Below are 17018 nucleotides of genomic sequence, written 5' to 3'. Positions count from 1 at the left end.
AGCGTGCCGAGGCTGCGGACCTGTTTGATCCTGCCCCTGCGGGACGACCGTGTCCTGCTCGGGCACAAACTGCGCGGCTTCGGTGCGGGCAAGATCACCGGGATCGGCGGCAAGGTGGAGCCGGGAGAGAGCCTGGTCCGGGCCGCCGTACGCGAACTCGAGGAAGAGGCGGGTCTCAGCGCTGATCCGGCCGATGCGGACCTCGCGGCGTACCTGGACTTCCGCTTCCCCCACCGGCCCGAGTGGGACATGGTCAGCCATGTCTTCGTCGTACGCCGATGGACCGGGCAGGTGCGCGGGTGCGACGAGATCCGACCCGAGTGGTTCCCCGTGCAGGCGCCGCCGTTCTCGCAGATGTGGGATGAGAACCGGGTGTGGTTGCCGCATGTGCTGCGCGGTGAGCGGGTGCACCTGGCGGCGACGTACGGCGCGGACAACGACCACCTCACGGCGGTGAATCTGCAGGTGGTCCAGGAAGTGGACGCAACAATGTGACCCAGGCCACCTACTGGTTGGTAAGGTGACGTTCTACTACACCTGTGGTGCCCAGTTCCCCAGTATGCGAGGTCGTCATGGTCGCTCCGATCCACTACAACCGCAAAGGCTCTGGCGAGCCGCTGGTGCTCATCCACGGCATCGGGCACAACCGCTCCGCGTGGGGTGACGTCCCGGACCGGTTGGCCGAGGAATTCGACGTCATCACCATCGACCTGCCGGGATTCGGCGAGTCACGGAGGTTGGAGAAGCCCTTCAACGCGACGCTGAAGAGCTCGGTGGACCGCCTCGAGCTGTTCTTCGAGGAGCTCGGTCTGGACAAGCCGCACGTCGCCGGCAACTCCCTGGGCGGCGCCTACGCGCTCGAACTGGCCAAGCGGGGGAAGGTCGCCTCCGCCACCGCTTTCTCCCCTGCCGGGTTTTTCCAGGTGCCCGGGTACCTGTGGTGCGGCACCGTTCTGTTCTTCCTGAAGTTCGCCAGCTACACGCCGGCGCCGGTGGCGAAGACGGTGCTGAAGACGCCGGTCGGCCGCTACGCCATCTTCGGCAGTCTCTACAAGCATCCCGAGAAACTGGCGTACGAGCACGCCTGGAGCGACGCCCAGCAGATGCGGCGCGCCCGCGGGTTCTGGCCGGTCATCGCCCGCAGCTACACCCTCTTCCGCAGCAACACCCCCGAAATTCTGACCAACGCGACCGTGGCGTGGGGCGAGCAGGACTATTTGTTGCTGACGTCCCAGGCCAAGCGGGCGCGGCGGATCCTGCCGCAGAGCAAGCACGTGTCGATTCCCGACACGGGCCACATCACGATGTTCGACCACCCGGAGCTGGCGGCCGACATCATCCGCGACACCGCGGCGGCGTCCAAGGGTGCGCTGCCGCAGGAAGCGGCGGTAGCACTACGCGTCGCCTCCTGAGGATCAACGGCTCAGGCCAGGAAGTCCCGGGCGATCTGCGGCCACGCTGCGCGATGCTCGGGCGTTGCGGCCACGAAGACCGTCACGTCATCCAGCAGGTCGGTGAGGGCCTCGGTCGTGCTCAACGGGTGACCCGGGTCGTCCGTCCACGCCAGGATCAGCACCGGGTGTTCCAGTTGCGAAATTGCCTCGGGCGCAGGCAGATCCGTTGCTGCCGCACCGCGCATCACGCTGGGTAGCAGGTCGTCGGCGATCGCCGGGGCCGGTGTCACCAGACCCGCGCACGCCGGTGGGACCGGTTGGAGCGCGTTCATCGCGATCAGCCGCCGCACGCCGTACGCCTCGGCGAGGTCCGCCGCCTGGCGGTATCCGTCGGCCTGTGCGGCCCGGGTCTGCCACGCGGTCGGCGGGATGGTCAGGACCAGCCGGCGGAAGCGGTTCGGCTCGCGCACGGCCGCGTGCAACAGGGTCGCCGTACCCATGGACGCGCCGATTCCGTCGACCGGTGCGCCGGCGTCGGATGCCTCGAGGACCGTGAACAGGTCGGTCGCCAGGTTGCGCCAGTCGTAGTCCGCCGGCTGGGGCCGGCCGCTCGAGGCACCGTGTCCTCGCGCGTCGTACGCGATCACGCGGTGAGCGTCACTGAGCGCGGCGGGCCAGTCGGTGCCCACCGCCTGATCGTTGGCGCGGCTGGCGGTGAGGCCGTGCAGGACGACGACCGGCGGGCCCTGGCCGGTCACCGAGACGTCGAGTTCCGCTCCGTCGACTGGTACACGCACGGGGCCAGAATAGGAGCATGGCCGATGCCCATGAGTACCTCGTCGATCTGACCTGGTCCGGATCGACCGGCGAGGGCTACGAGCACTATTCACGCCAGTATGAAATGCACACTGGCGGCACCCTCGGACCCTTCTCGGCGGACCCGGCCTTCGGCGGCGAAGCTACGCTCGCCAACCCGGAACAACTGCTGGTCATGGCGGCGGCGTCCTGTCAGCTGCTGTCGTTCCTGGCCGTGGCCGCCCGCTCGCGGGTGGACGTCGTGCAGTACGCCGATCGCGCCGTCGGCGTCATGCCCCAGCTCAGCGACGGGCCGAGCTGGGTCACTGAAATCACGCTGTCGCCGCGGATCACCGTGCGCGGAGAGGTGCCGGAGTCCAAACTGCACCGGATGGTGCAGATCGGGCACCGGGAGTGCTTCATCGCGGGCTCATTGCGCACCCGGATAGACATCCAGGCCGTCTTCAGGACCTCGCACGACCCGACATAACCGCACTCAGCTGCCCGTAAGGTGACGTCATGCCGCTGATTCCGCAACCGCCCGCCGTCGGCCGCTTCGACACTGCAGTCCACCAATGGATCACCCGGCACGACGTCCCGGCCAAGGTCGACGCCGGACTGGTCCGCCTCAGTGGCTTCGCCGACCATTCCAAACTGTGGGGTGTCACGGCGCTGGCGATGATCCCGATGGGTCAGCGTGGGCGCAAGGCGTCGTTGCGCGGGATCCTCTCTCTGGCTGTCGCCAGCGCCAGCGCCAACATCATCGGTAAGACCGTCTTCGGTGGACCCCGGCCGCTGGCCAGATCGGTGCCGTTGGCGCGCCGCCTGATGAAGCACCCCACCTCCGGCTCCTTCCCATCCGGTCACTCGGCCTCTGCCGCTGCCTTTGCGACGGGTGCGACGCTGGAGTGGCCCGCTGCGGGGATTGTGCTCATCCCGCTGGCCGGCGCCGTGTGCTACTCGCGGATCCACGTCGGCGCGCACTGGGTCTCCGATGTGGTGGGTGGCGCGGCGCTCGGGGCGGGGATCGCGGTCGCCGGCAAGATCCTGCTGCCCGGCAAGCCGCCGGGCGAGGCGCAGATCCCGGCGGGCCAGCCGGTGAAGCTGGCCCCGATCGAGGACGGCGAGGGACTGTTCGTCGTGGTCAATCCCGGCTCCGGGGCCGAGCGCCGCAACGCTCCCGACCCGGTCAAGATCATCCGGGAACGTCTGCCACGGACGAAGATCCACGAACTCGCCAAGGGAGAGGACCTGCCGCAGCTGTTCCGCGACGCGGTCGACGCCGGCGCGACCGCGATCGGGATGAACGGCGGGGATGGGTCGGTGTCCGCAGCTGCCACCGTGGCGATGGAGAAAGACGTGCCGTTGGTCGTCTTCCCTGGCGGCACGTTGAACCACTTCGCCAAGGCAGTCGGCCTGAGTGAGTACGACACCGTGCTGGACGTAGTCCAGGCCGGCGACGGGATCGCGGTGACCACCGGGGTGCTGGAGATCGACGGGAAGCCCGCGAACGCCGTACTCAACACGTTCTCGATCGGGGTCTACCCGGAGTTGGTGACCGAGCGGGAGAAGCACGAAAAGCGGTGGGGTAAAGGACTGGCAGGGATCTACGCCGCGGGCAAGGTCTTGCGTCAGGCCGAGCCCCTGCCGCTGACGGTCAATGATCACGAGGGGCAGCGGTGGTTGCTCTTCGCCGGTATCAACCGCTATTTCCCCCGCACCCTGGCCCCGGTGGAACGCAAGCGTCTCGACGACGGCCTCCTCGACATCCGCGAAGCGCTGGTGAAGGGCCGGCGCAGCCGCTTGAAGACGTTCTTGGAGACGGCCGGCGGATCGACCGCGGACCGGATCGCCCGGCGTACGCCCTACGTCCGCGAGCATTTGGGGGTGGAGGACTACACCGTGCAAGACCTGAACGTGTCGTGGTCGCCGCGCGACCCGAAGGACGGTCCGGTGATCGTGGCGCACGACGGTGAGACCACCGAGGTGCCGCAGGACACGTACGCCGTGCGGTTGGCGGCCAAGCCACAGGCGCTGCGGGTGTACGCACCCAGCGCGCCCTGCTGACTCAGGCGGTCCGATCCGCGGGTGGTGGCGGGCCATCTAGGTTGCTAGCATTCTGTCATGTCCAGTGAACGCGCCGCCGCCGACGGCAAGGTCCAGTTCAACGTCTACCTGCCCAAATCCTTGGTGACGCAGGTCAAACACCGTGCCATCGACGAGGGCACGAGTCTGTCGGCGATGGTCGAGGCGGCGTTGCGCAGCTATCTCGCAGAAGGAGAACCGAAGTGATGACCGTCCAGGCGATCCGGTTCAGCGACGACGTACCCGCCATGCAGCGATTCCTGGAAACGCTCGGGCTGGCGGCATCGGTCACCAGTGACGAGTGGGCGGTGATGGATTCCGGCTCGGGCCAGGTGCTGCTGCACGGCACGTCCAACGCAACCAGCGGGGCGCAGTCCGGGTGGACCCAACTCACCTTCGAAACCGACGATCTCGATTCTGTGGCAGCGGAATTCGGCGTCACACCGGTAGACGAGGCGTGGGGCCGCTCGTTGTTCGTCACCGACCCGTTGGGTGCCGAAGTCACCATCAACGAGACGCAGACCGACCACTACGGCTACCAGCAGCACGAAGCGCACCCGGACCCGGCAGTCGCTGTCGTGCCGGTTCGCTTCACCGATCCGCAGGGTCCGTATGCGCCGTTCCTCGCCCGTCTCGGACTTCGCGCCGAGGGTGTGGGTGACTACGTGGCGTTCGTCGCCGACCGCGGGTCGGTGGGGGTGCACGTCGATCGCCCCGACGACACCGCGCGGTACGCCGCGCCGGGCGCCGGTGCCCAGGTGCACCTGACGTTCACCTCATCCGGCGACGTCGAAGCACTCGCCAGGACGCTCCGGGCGGCCGGGTACGGCGACGTGCGGGTCGACACGACGTTCGGCACGATGATCGAGGTCATCGACCCCGACGGCCGGCCGGTGCAGATCCACCAGGAGTCGCCGGGCACCTAGGGGCGACTGCGGCGTCACCGGCACGACCCGCAGGAAGCGCTGCACCAGCGGCCCGATCGCGATGGCGTAGAGCACTGTCCCGACGCCGACGCTGCCGCCGAGCAGCCACCCGGTCAGCAGCACGGTGCCCTCGATCACGGTGCGGGCCAGTCGCACGGACCACCCGCGCTTGCGCACGATCGAGGTCCACAGTCCGTCGCGCGGGCCGGGTCCGAGGCCGGCGCCGATGTAGAGCGCTCCGGCCAGGCCGTTCCCGACGATCCCGAAGGCCAGGTAGCCGATCTGCACCGGCAATCCGTGGGCGGTGGGCAGCCAGCGCAACGTCATGTCGGCGGCTGTCCCGATCAGCAGCACGTTGAGCACCGTGCCGAGCCCCGGCTTCTGCCGCAACGGAATCCACGCCAGCAGGATGATCGCACCCACGACGTTGACCGTCATCCCGAAGGACAGCGGCCAGTGCTTGGCCATGCCCTGGTGGAAGACATCCCAAGGATCCAGGCCGAGTCCGGCGCGCACCATGAAGGCCATCGTGGTGCCGTAGAGCCAGAGCCCGACGACGAGCTGGATGACGCGCCCGGGGGCACTGCGCAGCAGATCCATGACGACGAGTTTGGCGCGAAGTGGCTATCAATGACATAGCCACTTGTGAGAAAGTGGCCTCGTGCCGACGATCACTCCCCGCACGCTGAGCGCCCTGCTCGGCGCGCTGCCCGGTCAGCGCCCGGCGTACGTCGAACTGACCGAGGCGATCCGCCTGCTCGTGGTCGACGGACGGATCCCGCCCGGCGGCCGGCTCCCGGGGAGCGGGAACTAGCGAGTGCACTGGGACTGAGCAGGACGACGACCGCTCGTGCCTACCAGCAACTGCGCGACAGCGGTTTTGCGACCGCCCGCCAGGGCTCGGGCACAGTGGTCTGCGTGCCGATGGCGCAATCGACCGCCAGCAGCCTGATCGTGGAATCCGGCGATCCCGATGTGATCGCCTGGACCTACTCGGCGCCGCCGGCCCCGCCCGGCACCGCGCGCGCCTTCCAGCGTGCCGCCGAGGGCCTGCCGGGGTTGCTGACCAGCACCGGGTACCTGCCCGACGGGCTGCCCGCGCTGCGGGAGGCGATCGCCCGCACGTATGACGACCGCGGGCTGCCCACCGACCCGCACCAGATCATCGTGACTTCCGGCGCGATGGGCGCGATCTCACTGGTCGTCCGCACGCTGCTGCGCAAGGGCGACCGGGCCATCGCCGAGGGGCTGAGCTATCCGCACGGAGTCGATGCCCTCCGAGCGGTGGGTGCGCGGGTCGGCGCGTTGCCGGTTCTCGAAAACCCCTGGCCGATCGACGAATTCGGCGAGCTGGCCGCAGCCGGCGCGCACGCGGCGTACCTGATCCCGGAATTCCACAACCCGACGGCCACGGTCATGCCGGGCGAGCAGCGGGAACAACTGGCGGCATTGGCGCGACGGCACGGAGTCCGGGTCATCGCCGACGAGTCGTTGTATGCGGTCAATCTGGACGGGACCAGCCTCCCGCCGCCCTACGCCGGCTTCGATCCCACCGCGATCAGCATCGGCTCGTCGTCCAAGCCGTTCTGGGGCGGTCTGCGCGTGGGGTGGATCCGGGCGCCTCAGGATGTGGTGATGCCGCTGGTACAGATGCGGATGAGCACCGACCTGGGGGCGTCGGCCTTCGAGCAACTCGTGGTGACCGAACTGCTGACCGAAGGCGGTCAGACGGCGGCCAGCGCCCGGGCGCGGCTGCGCGCAGGACGGGACCAGTTGCTCGGTCTGCTCGCCCAGCACCTGCCTGACTTCGAAACCTACTGTCCATCGGGGGACTCAACCTGTGGGTGCGGCTACCCAGCGCCGTGTCGAGTCAGCTGGCCAGTGCCGCGGCGGCGCGCGGCCTGTTGCTCACTCCGGGCGCCCGGTTCTTCAGCCAACCCGGCCGGGCCGGTGAGCGGTATCTACGGTTGCCCTACGTGATGCCCCCGAACGGCTGGCCGACGGGGTGCAGCGGCTGGCGGCGGCATACTCGGACACGACGACGGGCAAGCGCGTCGGCGGCGAGCCGTGCCACGGTCTTGATCTGATCGCTTAGTACGCCGCGACGCCACTTCGATCGGGCCATTGCGCGAGATCCATCGCCGCCTGGGCGGTGGCGTCGAGGAATTCCGATGCCAGTCCGTCCGGGTCGATGCTTTGCCGAGCCGTCTCCCAAGGCAGCAGGAACTCCGCGAGGCCGTCGTCCCAGAACGAACCCTCAGGGACCGGCGCCGACGCGAAACCTTCCGGCGGCGGGTACGCGTAGGAGTAGAAGGCGCCTTCCTGCCCGCCGCCCGGCCAGAAGCCGGCGCTGCTGAGCTCTTCGCTGTAGCCCTCGTACATCACGCGGTCCGGGCAGTTCGGGGCGCCGCCGGGATGCCGCGGCGCCGGTCGCCCGGAGAAGCGGGTCGTCGCCAGATCCATTGCCCCCCAGAAGAAGTGGACCGGGCTGGCCTTGCCGCGGAAACCCGACCGCAGCTGCCGCAGAAGGCGGTCGGCGATGAGCAACTGCCGCCAGAACGTGTGCGCCTGAGCCGGGTCGTAGGTGTTGTGCTCGCGATCCTCAGCGAACGGGATCGCGCGCTCAACCTCGTTCGGCGACGGATGTGCGAGTCCCGGAAGGCCGAAATCCTTCTGGGCGCGCACGATGCGGGCGTAGAAGTCGGCGACGGACCGGCCGATCACCGAGAAGTCCTCCCGATCGCCGGTGCTGCTCCGGATGACCACCCGGTGCGCGACCAGGTCCAACTCGATGTCCACGACGTCGTTCCCGGCAGCCAGGGGGCCGGTCGTCAGGCCGCGAGCCGTCACCGTGAGCGTGCTGTGCCACCAGTGGTTGAGCACCGGTGAGGCCGTCATCCGCTGCTTTCCGAGGATCTGCAGCCACATGTGCAACGTGTCACGCGTCGGGGTCCACGAGGCCACCTCCAGGGCAGGCCATCCGTCGCTCATCCGCCGGCCGCCTGTAGCTGAGCGGCCCAGTCATCGGGCACCCGCGACGCCGGTCCCGGCACTGTCTGGTCGTCGGGGTGATGCTGCGGCGGCGCGAGATCCGGGCCGTCGGCGAACTCTTCGGTGTCGTAGTCCCAGTACCAGTCCTCGCCGGGTTCGAAGCTGCGGATGTAGCGGTGCCCGGTCTGCTTGGCGTGGGCCGTCGCGTGTTTGCCCAGCGACTGGTCGCAGCAACCGATGTGCCCACAGGCGGCGCACCGGCGCAGGTGGAACCACCATGAGCCGGCGGCGTCACATTCGACGCAGCCGTCGCCGGACGGGGGCACGGACGGGTCGAGCATGGCATCGGACGGGGGCTGCGCGCTCATGGTGCTCCTCGGTCGCGGGGACGGTCCCCTTCGACATTAGGGACGCAACCGGCGGCTCAGAACCTCCCTGGGGGTCACGCGGAGGGCAGCGACAGGGCGCGCCAGGCGGCAAAGCCTCCCACGACGTCCGTCGCGTGCGAAACACCCAGCCGCACAAGGGAGTCCGCGGCCAGTGAAGAGGTGTAGCCCTCCTGGCACAGCACGATGACCCGTGCGTCGTACGACGCTTGCGGCAACCGCGCATCGTGGCGCGGATCGAACCGCCACTCCAAGACGTTGCGTTCGACCACGAGCGGCGACAGGGACGGGTGGATCTCGCCTTCCGCCGCGCGCTGAGCGGCCGGCCGGATGTCGACCAGTAGCCCGCGATCCCAGAGCACCTCCTGGTACGCCGCGCGAGGACTGATCCGCTCCAATCGGCTTCGGGCGTCGGCCAGTTGGTCGTCCACCCCGTCGTAGGTGGGGGCGAAGGCGCCCCGGCCGGAGCGGCGGAACAGCTCGGTGTGCAGGGCGGTGATGGTCGCGGTGCTCACCAGTCGTCGCCGTCCCGGTCGACGCCAGTGACCCACAGGTCGCCGTCGCGCAGGTCGTAGCGCGTCATCGAGTCCAACACCGGTGAGTAGGCGTGCACCGAGATCGCCGGTTCGCTCGAGGTGTTGCGGACGTTGTGGATATGCGCCGCGGTGAACGGGCGCCCTACCCCGGGTCGTTGCTGACGCACCTGCTCTCCGGAGCGCCACCAGTGCTCGGTCAGGGTGCCGCTGACCGTCAGGAAGGCCCCGCTGGCCTCGCCGTGGTCGTGCCAGCCGGTGGCGGACCCGGCGGGCCAGTAGATGCCCCAGACCTGGACGCGCGACGTACGGGCGAGTTGGTACCACCGCCGGCCCGAGTCGTCGCCGTCGGCGTCGGCGAAGGACGCCAGCCGCGGCTCGTCGGCGAACAGGTGGGTGATGGACAGCAGTTGGCGCGGGGTGAGGGCAGTGAACGTGCGAAGAGCGGGTGCAAGGGACATGGCGGTTCTTCCGGATCGAGGTGAGGGGTACGGCGGGGTCAGGGCACGACGTACGGACACTCGATCTGGCCGCGGGCCAGGGTCCACCGGGAGGGAACGGCGAGGACGCCATCTCGACTGGCTCGGTAGGACATAACGACAGGTTACTGATGGCATAACAGCGAGGCAAGCCGAATCGGCGAATTCCATGACCCCGCCTCACGTGGGCCAACCGCCCGGGTTCCCGTGCCATGCTCGGCGCATGAGTCCGACTGCGCGGCGGAAGCCGGCCCCCACGCCCACCAGCCCGCGACGTTGCTGATTCTCGGCGCGGGGGTGACCTGACCCACCGGCTGTTGCTCCCCGGCCTGGCCAGCCTGCTGATGGTCGAGGACGATCGCGAGGTGCGCATCGTCGGAGCGGACCGGGCGCCCAAGACCGCGACGCAATGGCGCGCGCTGATGAAGGACTCGTTCGACAGCGCCGGCGCCCCCGCCAAGGTCCTGCGCAGGGCGCAGAAGAACACCAAGTACCTGCAGGCCGACCTACTGGATCCAGATCACCTGCAGAACGTCATCGACGAGTGCGTCACCGGCAATCCGCTGGTCATCTTCTTCGCGCTGCCGCCGGCGATCACCGCCAAGATCTGCGACATGCTGCAGAACATCGAGCTGCCCCACCCGACCCGTCTGGCGTTGGAGAAGCCGTTCGGCACCGACGCGCGCAGTGCGCACGCCCTCAACCAGACCCTCCTGCGGGTCGTCCCGGAGAGTCAGGTCTTCCGGGTCGATCACTTCCTGGGCGTCTCGACGGTGCTGAACCTGATCGGCCTGCGGTTCCTGAACCGGTTGCTGCAGCCGGTGTGGAACTCCGAGTCCATCGAGAAGGTCGAGATCGTCTACGACGAGGCGCTGGCCCTGGAGGGCCGGGCGGGCTACTACGACACCGCCGGTGCGTTGAAAGACATGCTGCAGTCGCATCTTCTGCAGGTCATGGGCCTGTTCGCGATGGAGTCCATCGCCACCTTGCAACCCACCGAGGTGCACGACCAGATCGCTCAGGTGCTGCGGGCGACACGGCTGTGGGGCAATTCGCCACGCCGCGCGGCCAAGCGCGCGCGCTATACCGCGGGCAAGATCGGTGATCGCAAGATTCCGTCGTACGTCGATGAGAAGGGCGTCGATCCCACACGGAACACCGAGACCCTCGCCCAGCTGACGCTCGAGGTGGACAACAACCGGTGGAAGGGCGTCCCGATCACCCTGCGCAGCGGTAAGGCACTGGGCGCGCCCAACAAGCGCATCATCGCCACCTTCCGCGAGGTGCCCCACGTGCCGACGGGTTTCACCGGTTCCGGTGGTGCGGACAAGTTGATCATCGATCTCAAGCCGGGGGCCGTCACCATGGTGCTGTCGATGAACGCCGAAGGCGGCCCCTACGACATGGAACAGAAGGAGCTGCGGGCTGAGCTGGCGCCGGGCCGGATGCAGCCCTACGGCGAGATCCTGGCCGACATCCTCGACGGCCATTCCCTGCTGTCCGTGCGCGGGGACGCGGCGGAGGAGTGCTGGCGCATCGTGGAGCCGGTGCTGAAAGCTTTCAGCGACAACAAGATTCCGCTGGAGGAGTATCCCGCCGGTTCCAACGGCCCGGACGGCTGGGCAACGGCGTAGGTCCGGTCAGCGGCGCAGCAGGGCGGCCGATCGGCGTACGGCGGGGCGGTCGAGTAGGTCGGCGACCGACACCCGGCCGGCGGCCACCTTCACGAATTGTCGCCAGGCCCACGGGTTGTAGCGCAACAGGTTGTGCACGAGTCCCGGATGGCGCTCGAACACTCGCAGGGCCGCAGTCCCCGCAGCCATCTCCCGGCCCAGTGTGCTGGTGATCTGCCGCGCGTACGACGACTGGACCGCCGCGGGGTCACCCGCCGTGGCGAGCGTGGCGGCCGCCGCGCCCGCGAGCGCACCGGACCGCACGGCGTACGAGATCCCTTCCCGTGTCCAGGGCTCGAGGAGTCCGGCAGCGTCGCCGGCCAGCAGGATGCGGCCGTCGCCCAGCGGTGAGTCGGCGGTGCGGCAGCGGGTCAGGTGGCCGCTGCTGATGCGTTCGGTCAGGTCGCCGACGCCGAGGCCGGCGATGAAGTCGGCGAGGTAGGCGCGGGTGGCTTCGGGGCGGCCTTTGCTGTCGATGACGCCGACCGTCAGACCCTGCCGCTTGGCGAAGACCCAACCGTACGAGCCGGGTTCGGGTCCCCAGTCGACCTGGATGCGGCCGATCCACTCCGGCGGGATCTGCGGGCCCAGTTCGACCTCGAGTCCGAGATCGGTCTGGGCCAACTGCACGCCGACGGCCCGGCCCAGCCGGCTCGCCGACCCGTCGGCACCCACGACCGCCCGTGCGAACACCGGGCCGTCAGCAGTGGTCAACGACACGAGGTCGTCGTCCTGGGTGACTCCGGTGACGGTGACGCCGAGGCGGGTGGTGACCCCTCGGCGTACTGCGACCTCCAACAGAGCGGCGTCGAACTCGGTGCGGTCGACCAGGGTCAGGAAGGGATCGGTCGTGGACCGGGTGACCGGTGTGGCGCCGCGCAGGGTGAACGTCGCCGAACGCACCCGCTGCTGGACCGGCAGATCGAGGTCGGGCGGCAGGTTGGCCAGCGTGACGCCGATGAGCCCGCCCCCGCAGGTTTTGTACCGTGGGAAGACGGCACGGTCGATCAGCACGGTGCGAGCACCGGCCTGCGCGGCGACGCGGGCCGCCGTGGACCCCGCGGGACCACCACCGACCACGGCCACGTCGTAGATCTGCTGCGTCACGGTGCCCGATCCTAGAAGGAGGGTCTGCACAGATCGGTGTGTGATCCACTACACACATCGACCCCGTATGTGGTCTACTACACACGTAGTAACCCCACCGTAACCATCGAGGAGTCCTTCATGACCGACGTCGCCACCCGGGTGGAAGAGCACGACATCGTCATCATCGGCGCCGGTCTGTCGGGGATCGACGCTGCCTACCGGGTACAGACGCAGAACCCGGGCAAGGACTACGTCATCCTGGAGGCCCGCTCGGCCCTCGGCGGCACGTGGGATCTGTTCCGCTACCCCGGAGTGCGTTCGGACTCCGACATGTACACGCTCGGCTTCCCCTTCGAGCCGTGGCCCGGCCCGGACGCCATCGCCGACGGCGACAAGATCCTGAAGTACCTGCAGGACACCGCGGCCAAGTACGGCATCGACGAGCACATCGTCTACGACTCCAAGGTCACCGACGCGTCCTGGGACAGCGCCGACGGCCACTGGACCCTGGAGGTCACCGGCCCCGGCGGCACCCGGACCGTGCGCACGAAGTTCGTCTACTGGAGCGGCGGCTACTACAGCTACGACAACCCCAACAACCCGACGTTCCCGGGTCAGGACAGCTTCGAGGGGCGGATCGTGCACCCCCAGTTCTGGCCGGAGGACCTGGACTACGAGGGCAAGAAGGTCATCATCATCGGCTCTGGTGCGACCGCGATCACGCTGGCGCCGTCGATGTCCAAGCGGGGCGCCGAGGTGACGATGCTGCAGCGCTCACCCACGTACGTGATCACCCAGCCGGGCAAGGATCCGATCGCGCTGTCGCTCAAGAAGCTCGAAGGCAAACTGGGCCGCGACAAGGTCTACAGCATGGTCCGGATGCGGTACGCCGGCATGACGCTCGGGTTCTACGAATTCACTCGTCGGGCACCCAAGCTGGCGACCAAGATGCTGCTCAACCAGGTCAAGGCCCAACTGGCCGGCAGCGGCGTCGACATGAAGCACTTCACCCCCAAATACAAGCCGTGGGACCAGCGGGTCTGTGTCGTGCCCAACGCCGACCTCTTCCGGGAGATCCGCAGCGGCCGGATGAGCGTGGTCACCGACACGATCGATTCCTTCGTGCCGGAAGGCATCCGGATCTCCAGCGGCGAAGTGCTCAAGGCGGACATCATCGTCACCGCGACGGGTCTGCGGATGCAGCTCGGTGGCGGCATGACCTTGAACGTCGACGGGCAGCAGGTAGATCTGGCGCAGCGGTTCGCCTACCGCGGCGCGATGATCGAGGGTGTGCCCAACCTGGCTGTCTGCGTGGGTTACATCAACTCCTCGTGGACCCTGCGCGCGGACATGTTGGCGCAGTTCTTCACGACCTTCGTCAACCACGTGGAGAACGGCGGCTACTCCTTCGGCTACCCGGTCAACTCGGGCGATCCCATGGAACCGTTGCCCTTCATGGACGCGACATCGACCTACATCCAGCGCGACATCTGGGACTTCCCCAAGGTCGGGGATCGCAACCCGTGGGCGGTCAAGCAGAACTTCTTCTCCGAGCGCAAGACGCTGGGCAAGAAGAACGTCACCGACGACATGGTCTACGTGCGCGCCGGGGAGGCCCGCAAACCGGCCGACGACGTTCACACTGGCGTAACCCGGCCCGAGTCGGTCCCGGCCTAAGCTGGGGGCTTGACTTCGCTACGTATCGCACTGTCCTCCTATCGGAGCAAAGAACACTCCGGCGGTCAGGGCGTTTACGTGCGCAACCTGTCGCGCGAGCTGACCGAGCTCGGCCATCGGGTCGAGGTGTTCTCCGGGCCGCCGTACGCCGTCCTCGACCCCGGTGTGCAGCTCACCAAGGTGCCGGGTCTCGACCTGTACCGCCCGCAGGACCCGTTCCGCCGGCCCGCGCTGCGGGAGTTCCGCTCCGACCTGGACGTGCTCGAATACGCGACCATGTGTACGGCGGGCTTCCCCGAGCCACGGCTGTTCGGGTTGCGCTTGGAGCGGCTGATGCGTTCCCGGCTGGGGGATTTCGACATCCTGCACGACAACCAAACGCTGGCCCCGGGAATCCTGCGGTTGCATCGGCGCGGAGTGCCGCTGCTGACCACGATCCATCACCCCATCACCGCCGACCGGGCACTGGAACTGGCTCATGCCAGGGGGTGGCAGCGGGTCACCAAACGCCGGTTCTACGACTTCGTGTGGATGCAGCGACGGGTCGCGCGACAACTGCCTGCGGTGCTGACGGTCTCCGAGACCTCGCAAGCCGACATCGAGCGGGACTTCGCCGTTGCCCCGGAACGGATCTCCGTGGTGCCCGTCGGTGTCGACGTCGACGTTTTCACCCCGCCCGCCGCACCCCGGGTGGAGGGGCGATTGATCACGGTGGCCAGCGCCGACGTACCGCTGAAGGGCCTGTCGGTCCTGATCGCGGCTCTGGCGCAACTGGATCCGGCCAGCTGGCGGGAGCTGGTGGTCGTGGGGTCGCCGTCGGACCGGACCAACAAGCAACTGGCCGACGCCGGATTGCTGGATCGGGTGTCGTTCCGCAGCGGATTGCCGGAGGCAGAACTCGCGGCTCTGCTGGGGTCGGCCCAGGTGCACGTGGTTCCGTCGCGGTACGAGGGATTCTCGTTACCAGCGGTCGAGGCGATGGCGTGCGGGACACCGCTCGTCGCGTCGTCGGTGGGCGCGTTGCCGGACCTGGTGGGGACGGACGCCGGGTTGCTGGTACCGCCCGGGGATCCCGCAGCCCTCGCGGGGGCAGTGGCCTCGCTGCTGGCCGCGCCGGAGCGCCGGGCGGCGATGGGGGCGGTTGGTCGCCGCCGAGCGGTCGGGACCTACAGTTGGCGGGCTGTCGCGCAGCAGACGGCGGCGCTCTACGAAGCGGCCATCAAGGAGCAGACGTGATCACCATCGACTACGACACCTTCGACGTGCGGCCGGGGATGAGTTTCCTGGACGTGGGCGCGGGGCAGGGGCGGCATTCGTACGCCGCGTTGCGCCGCGGAGCCGACGTCACGGCGTTCGACATGAACGAGAGCGACCTGGCGGACGTGAAGTCGATGTTCGGCGCGATGGAACTCGAGGGTGACGTGCCCGCCGGGGCGAGCGCCGTCGTACAGCACGGCGACGCGCGCTCGATGCCCTTCGCCTCCGAGTCGTTCGACCGGGTCCTGGCCTCGGAGATCCTGGAGCACATCCACGAGGACGAAGCGGCAATCGCGGAGATCGTGCGCGTGACGAAGCCCGGTGGCCGGGTCGCCGTCACCGTCCCCCGCAACTGGCCCGAGCAGGTCTGCTGGAAGCTGTCGGATGAGTACCACGAAGTCGAGGGCGGCCACATCCGGATCTACCGGGCCAGTGACCTCGTCGCCAAGCTCACGGCAGCGGGCCTCACGCCGTACCGCACGGAACACGCGCACGCCCTGCACGCGCCGTACTGGTGGCTCAAATGCGCAGTCGGGCCGGACAACGAGAACGTCGCGACACGCGGCTATCACAAGCTGTTGGTGTGGGACATGATGAAGGCGCCCGCGATCACCCGGGTCGGCGAGAGGGTGCTGAATCCCGTCCTCGGAAAGAGCTTCGTCGTCTATCTGACCAAGCCGTGACCTTCGCCGTCCCTGGCGCACTGAGCGCCGAACAGATCTGCCGCTCAGGGGAGTTCATCGCTTCGCTGCAAACCGCTGACGGCGCGATCCCGTGGTTCGACGGCGGTCACGTAGACCCCTGGGACCACGTGGAAGCTGCCATGGGGTTGACCGTCACCGGACACCTCGCGGAGGCCGCGGCGGCGTACCAATGGTTGATCGACACCCAACGGCCGGACGGGTCCTGGCCCATGTCCGTGCGCGACGGTGTCGTCCTGGACGCAGCCGCGGACACCAACCAATGCGCCTACATCGCGGTCGGAGCATGGCACTTCTACCTGGTGACCGGGCGGATCGATGCGTTGACCTGGATCTGGCCGACGGTGGAGAAGGCGCTGAACTTCGTGGTGCGCGCACAGCGACCGCATGGCGAATTGTCCTGGGCCGCGGGGGAAGACGGGGCTTTCGTCGAGGGCGCGCTGCTGACCGGTTGTTCAAGTGCGTGGCAGGCGCTGCGCTGCGGTGAGTTGATCGCGCACGCGATCGGCGTGGATCGACCGCGCTGGCGGTGGTCGGCGAACGTGTTGGCCGAGGCCATCTGCGATCGGCCGGCGGCCTTCTTGGACAGGTCGCGCTTCTCGATGGACTGGTACTACCCGGTTCTGACCGGCGCGTTGCGCGGACCCGCGGCAGCGGCCCGGGTGCGGGATGCGTGGTCGCGCTACGTGATGCCCGGCGAGGGTGTCCGCTGCGTGGACGACGAGCCGTGGGTGACGGCGGCGGAGACGGTCGAGTTGGTCGTTGCGCTCGAGGCCATCGGCGAAACCGACTCTGCGCAGCAGCTTTTCGGTCACATCCAGTCGCTGCGCGATGAGCAGACCGGCGGCTACTGGACCGGCCGCAACGTGGTGAACGATCAGGTGTGGCCTGTGGAGCAGACGTCCTGGACGGCGGCCGCGATGGTGCTCGCGGCTGACGCGTTGGTCGGTGCGACCGGCGGCGCGACGTTGTGGCGGGATTTGGGGGTCGGTCCCGGTGGAGTCATGCAGGACAGGGAGGCCGTGAGTTGAC

General features: G+C 68.5%; 19 protein-coding genes. 12 read left to right on the top strand and 7 right to left on the bottom strand.

Annotated features, from left to right (window positions below; all coding sequences use genetic code 11):
• Positions 1 to 3 precede the first annotated feature (3 nt).
• Positions 4 to 495 carry an 8-oxo-dGTP diphosphatase gene (locus ACFQBT_RS17975; protein ID WP_377824831.1) on the top strand — a complete coding sequence of 164 codons (492 nt, stop codon included), beginning with the start codon at positions 4 to 6 and terminating at the stop codon, positions 493 to 495.
• Positions 496 to 572: 77 nt separating this feature from the next.
• Positions 573 to 1412 carry an alpha/beta fold hydrolase gene (locus tag ACFQBT_RS17970; RefSeq protein ID WP_377824830.1) on the top strand — a complete coding sequence of 280 codons (840 nt, stop codon included), beginning with the start codon at positions 573 to 575 and terminating at the stop codon, positions 1410 to 1412.
• 11 nt (positions 1413 to 1423) lie between these two features.
• Here the strand turns inward: ACFQBT_RS17970 and ACFQBT_RS17965 are convergent, their stop codons facing one another.
• Positions 1424 to 2191, bottom strand: a complete 768-nt coding sequence (locus ACFQBT_RS17965) for an alpha/beta fold hydrolase (RefSeq protein WP_377824828.1) — start codon at positions 2189 to 2191, stop codon at positions 1424 to 1426.
• 17 nt (positions 2192 to 2208) lie between these two features.
• Here ACFQBT_RS17965 and ACFQBT_RS17960 point away from each other — a divergent pair, with 17 nt between their 5' ends.
• Genes ACFQBT_RS17960 through ACFQBT_RS17950 form a run of 3 tightly spaced genes read left to right on the top strand, consistent with a single transcriptional unit; the run spans position 2209 to position 4481 of the window.
• Positions 2209 to 2679: an OsmC family protein gene (locus ACFQBT_RS17960; RefSeq protein ID WP_377824827.1), complete on the top strand. Its 471-nt coding sequence runs from the start codon at positions 2209 to 2211 to the stop codon at positions 2677 to 2679.
• A gap of 29 nt (positions 2680 to 2708) precedes the next feature.
• Entirely contained in the window at positions 2709 to 4256 is a 1548-nt protein-coding gene (locus tag ACFQBT_RS17955; protein WP_377824826.1) for a bifunctional phosphatase PAP2/diacylglycerol kinase family protein, read from the top strand.
• Positions 4257 to 4313: 57 nt separating this feature from the next.
• Positions 4314 to 4481: a ribbon-helix-helix domain-containing protein gene (locus ACFQBT_RS17950; protein WP_377824824.1), complete on the top strand. Its 168-nt coding sequence runs from the start codon at positions 4314 to 4316 to the stop codon at positions 4479 to 4481.
• Positions 4482 to 5050: 569 nt separating this feature from the next.
• Here the strand turns inward: ACFQBT_RS17950 and yczE are convergent.
• Positions 5051 to 5800: a membrane protein YczE gene (gene yczE, locus ACFQBT_RS17945; RefSeq protein ID WP_377824823.1), complete on the bottom strand. Its 750-nt coding sequence runs from the start codon at positions 5798 to 5800 to the stop codon at positions 5051 to 5053.
• A 61-nt stretch (positions 5801 to 5861) separates the two neighbouring features.
• On the opposite strand from yczE, the gene ACFQBT_RS17940 reads away from it, so the two are divergent.
• Together ACFQBT_RS17940 and ACFQBT_RS17935 are read left to right on the top strand one after the other, a co-directional pair.
• Positions 5862 to 6014 (top strand): hypothetical protein, encoded by a 153-nt coding sequence (locus ACFQBT_RS17940; RefSeq protein ID WP_377825613.1) that lies wholly within the window; start codon positions 5862 to 5864, stop codon positions 6012 to 6014.
• Between the two features lie 110 nt (positions 6015 to 6124).
• The gene (locus tag ACFQBT_RS17935; protein WP_377825547.1) at positions 6125 to 7180 is read left to right on the top strand and encodes an aminotransferase class I/II-fold pyridoxal phosphate-dependent enzyme; all 1056 of its coding nucleotides are present in this window, start codon (positions 6125 to 6127) and stop codon (positions 7178 to 7180) included.
• A gap of 111 nt (positions 7181 to 7291) precedes the next feature.
• Here ACFQBT_RS17935 and ACFQBT_RS17930 read toward each other — a convergent pair whose 3' ends face one another.
• The 4 genes from ACFQBT_RS17930 to ACFQBT_RS17915 form a co-directional block, all read right to left on the bottom strand.
• Positions 7292 to 8191 carry a DUF5996 family protein gene (locus tag ACFQBT_RS17930; RefSeq protein WP_377824821.1) on the bottom strand — a complete coding sequence of 300 codons (900 nt, stop codon included), beginning with the start codon at positions 8189 to 8191 and terminating at the stop codon, positions 7292 to 7294.
• A complete protein-coding gene (locus ACFQBT_RS17925) occupies positions 8188 to 8559 on the bottom strand; it encodes a UBP-type zinc finger domain-containing protein (protein ID WP_377824820.1) in 372 nt (123 codons plus the stop codon). The genes ACFQBT_RS17930 and ACFQBT_RS17925 overlap by 4 nt, the downstream gene beginning before the upstream one ends.
• A gap of 74 nt (positions 8560 to 8633) precedes the next feature.
• Positions 8634 to 9092: a rhodanese-like domain-containing protein gene (locus ACFQBT_RS17920; RefSeq protein ID WP_377824819.1), complete on the bottom strand. Its 459-nt coding sequence runs from the start codon at positions 9090 to 9092 to the stop codon at positions 8634 to 8636.
• Positions 9089 to 9571 carry a cysteine dioxygenase gene (locus ACFQBT_RS17915; RefSeq protein WP_377824818.1) on the bottom strand — a complete coding sequence of 161 codons (483 nt, stop codon included), beginning with the start codon at positions 9569 to 9571 and terminating at the stop codon, positions 9089 to 9091. The genes ACFQBT_RS17920 and ACFQBT_RS17915 overlap by 4 nt, the downstream gene beginning before the upstream one ends.
• Before the next feature lie 335 nt (positions 9572 to 9906).
• Here ACFQBT_RS17915 and ACFQBT_RS17910 point away from each other — a divergent pair, with 335 nt between their 5' ends.
• On the top strand, positions 9907 to 11223 hold the full coding sequence (locus tag ACFQBT_RS17910) for a glucose-6-phosphate dehydrogenase (protein ID WP_377824816.1): 1317 nt from the start codon (positions 9907 to 9909) through the stop codon (positions 11221 to 11223).
• Between the two features lie 6 nt (positions 11224 to 11229).
• Here the strand turns inward: ACFQBT_RS17910 and ACFQBT_RS17905 are convergent, their stop codons facing one another.
• Positions 11230 to 12369 (bottom strand): geranylgeranyl reductase family protein, encoded by a 1140-nt coding sequence (locus tag ACFQBT_RS17905; protein ID WP_377824814.1) that lies wholly within the window; start codon positions 12367 to 12369, stop codon positions 11230 to 11232.
• A 120-nt stretch (positions 12370 to 12489) separates the two neighbouring features.
• Between ACFQBT_RS17905 and ACFQBT_RS17900 the strand changes: the two genes are divergently transcribed.
• Genes ACFQBT_RS17900 through ACFQBT_RS17885 form a run of 4 tightly spaced genes read left to right on the top strand, consistent with a single transcriptional unit; the run spans position 12490 to position 17017 of the window.
• A complete protein-coding gene (locus ACFQBT_RS17900; protein WP_377824812.1) occupies positions 12490 to 14028 on the top strand; it encodes a flavin-containing monooxygenase in 1539 nt (512 codons plus the stop codon).
• Between the two features lie 9 nt (positions 14029 to 14037).
• Complete coding sequence (locus ACFQBT_RS17895; protein WP_377824810.1) at positions 14038 to 15264, top strand: glycosyltransferase family 4 protein; 1227 nt, start codon at positions 14038 to 14040, stop codon at positions 15262 to 15264.
• On the top strand, positions 15261 to 15968 hold the full coding sequence (locus tag ACFQBT_RS17890) for a methyltransferase domain-containing protein (RefSeq protein ID WP_377824809.1): 708 nt from the start codon (positions 15261 to 15263) through the stop codon (positions 15966 to 15968). Before ACFQBT_RS17895 ends, ACFQBT_RS17890 begins: the two co-directional genes overlap by 4 nt.
• Positions 15965 to 17017: a prenyltransferase/squalene oxidase repeat-containing protein gene (locus ACFQBT_RS17885; RefSeq protein WP_377824807.1), complete on the top strand. Its 1053-nt coding sequence runs from the start codon at positions 15965 to 15967 to the stop codon at positions 17015 to 17017. Before ACFQBT_RS17890 ends, ACFQBT_RS17885 begins: the two co-directional genes overlap by 4 nt.
• Position 17018: the final 1 nt, after the last annotated feature.

The organism is Branchiibius cervicis, from assembly GCF_042661605.1.
GTDB lineage: Bacteria > Actinomycetota > Actinomycetes > Actinomycetales > Dermatophilaceae > Branchiibius > Branchiibius cervicis.
The sequence above is the reverse complement of the archived record's forward strand: the minus strand, read 5'-3'. Positions and strand labels throughout refer to the sequence as shown.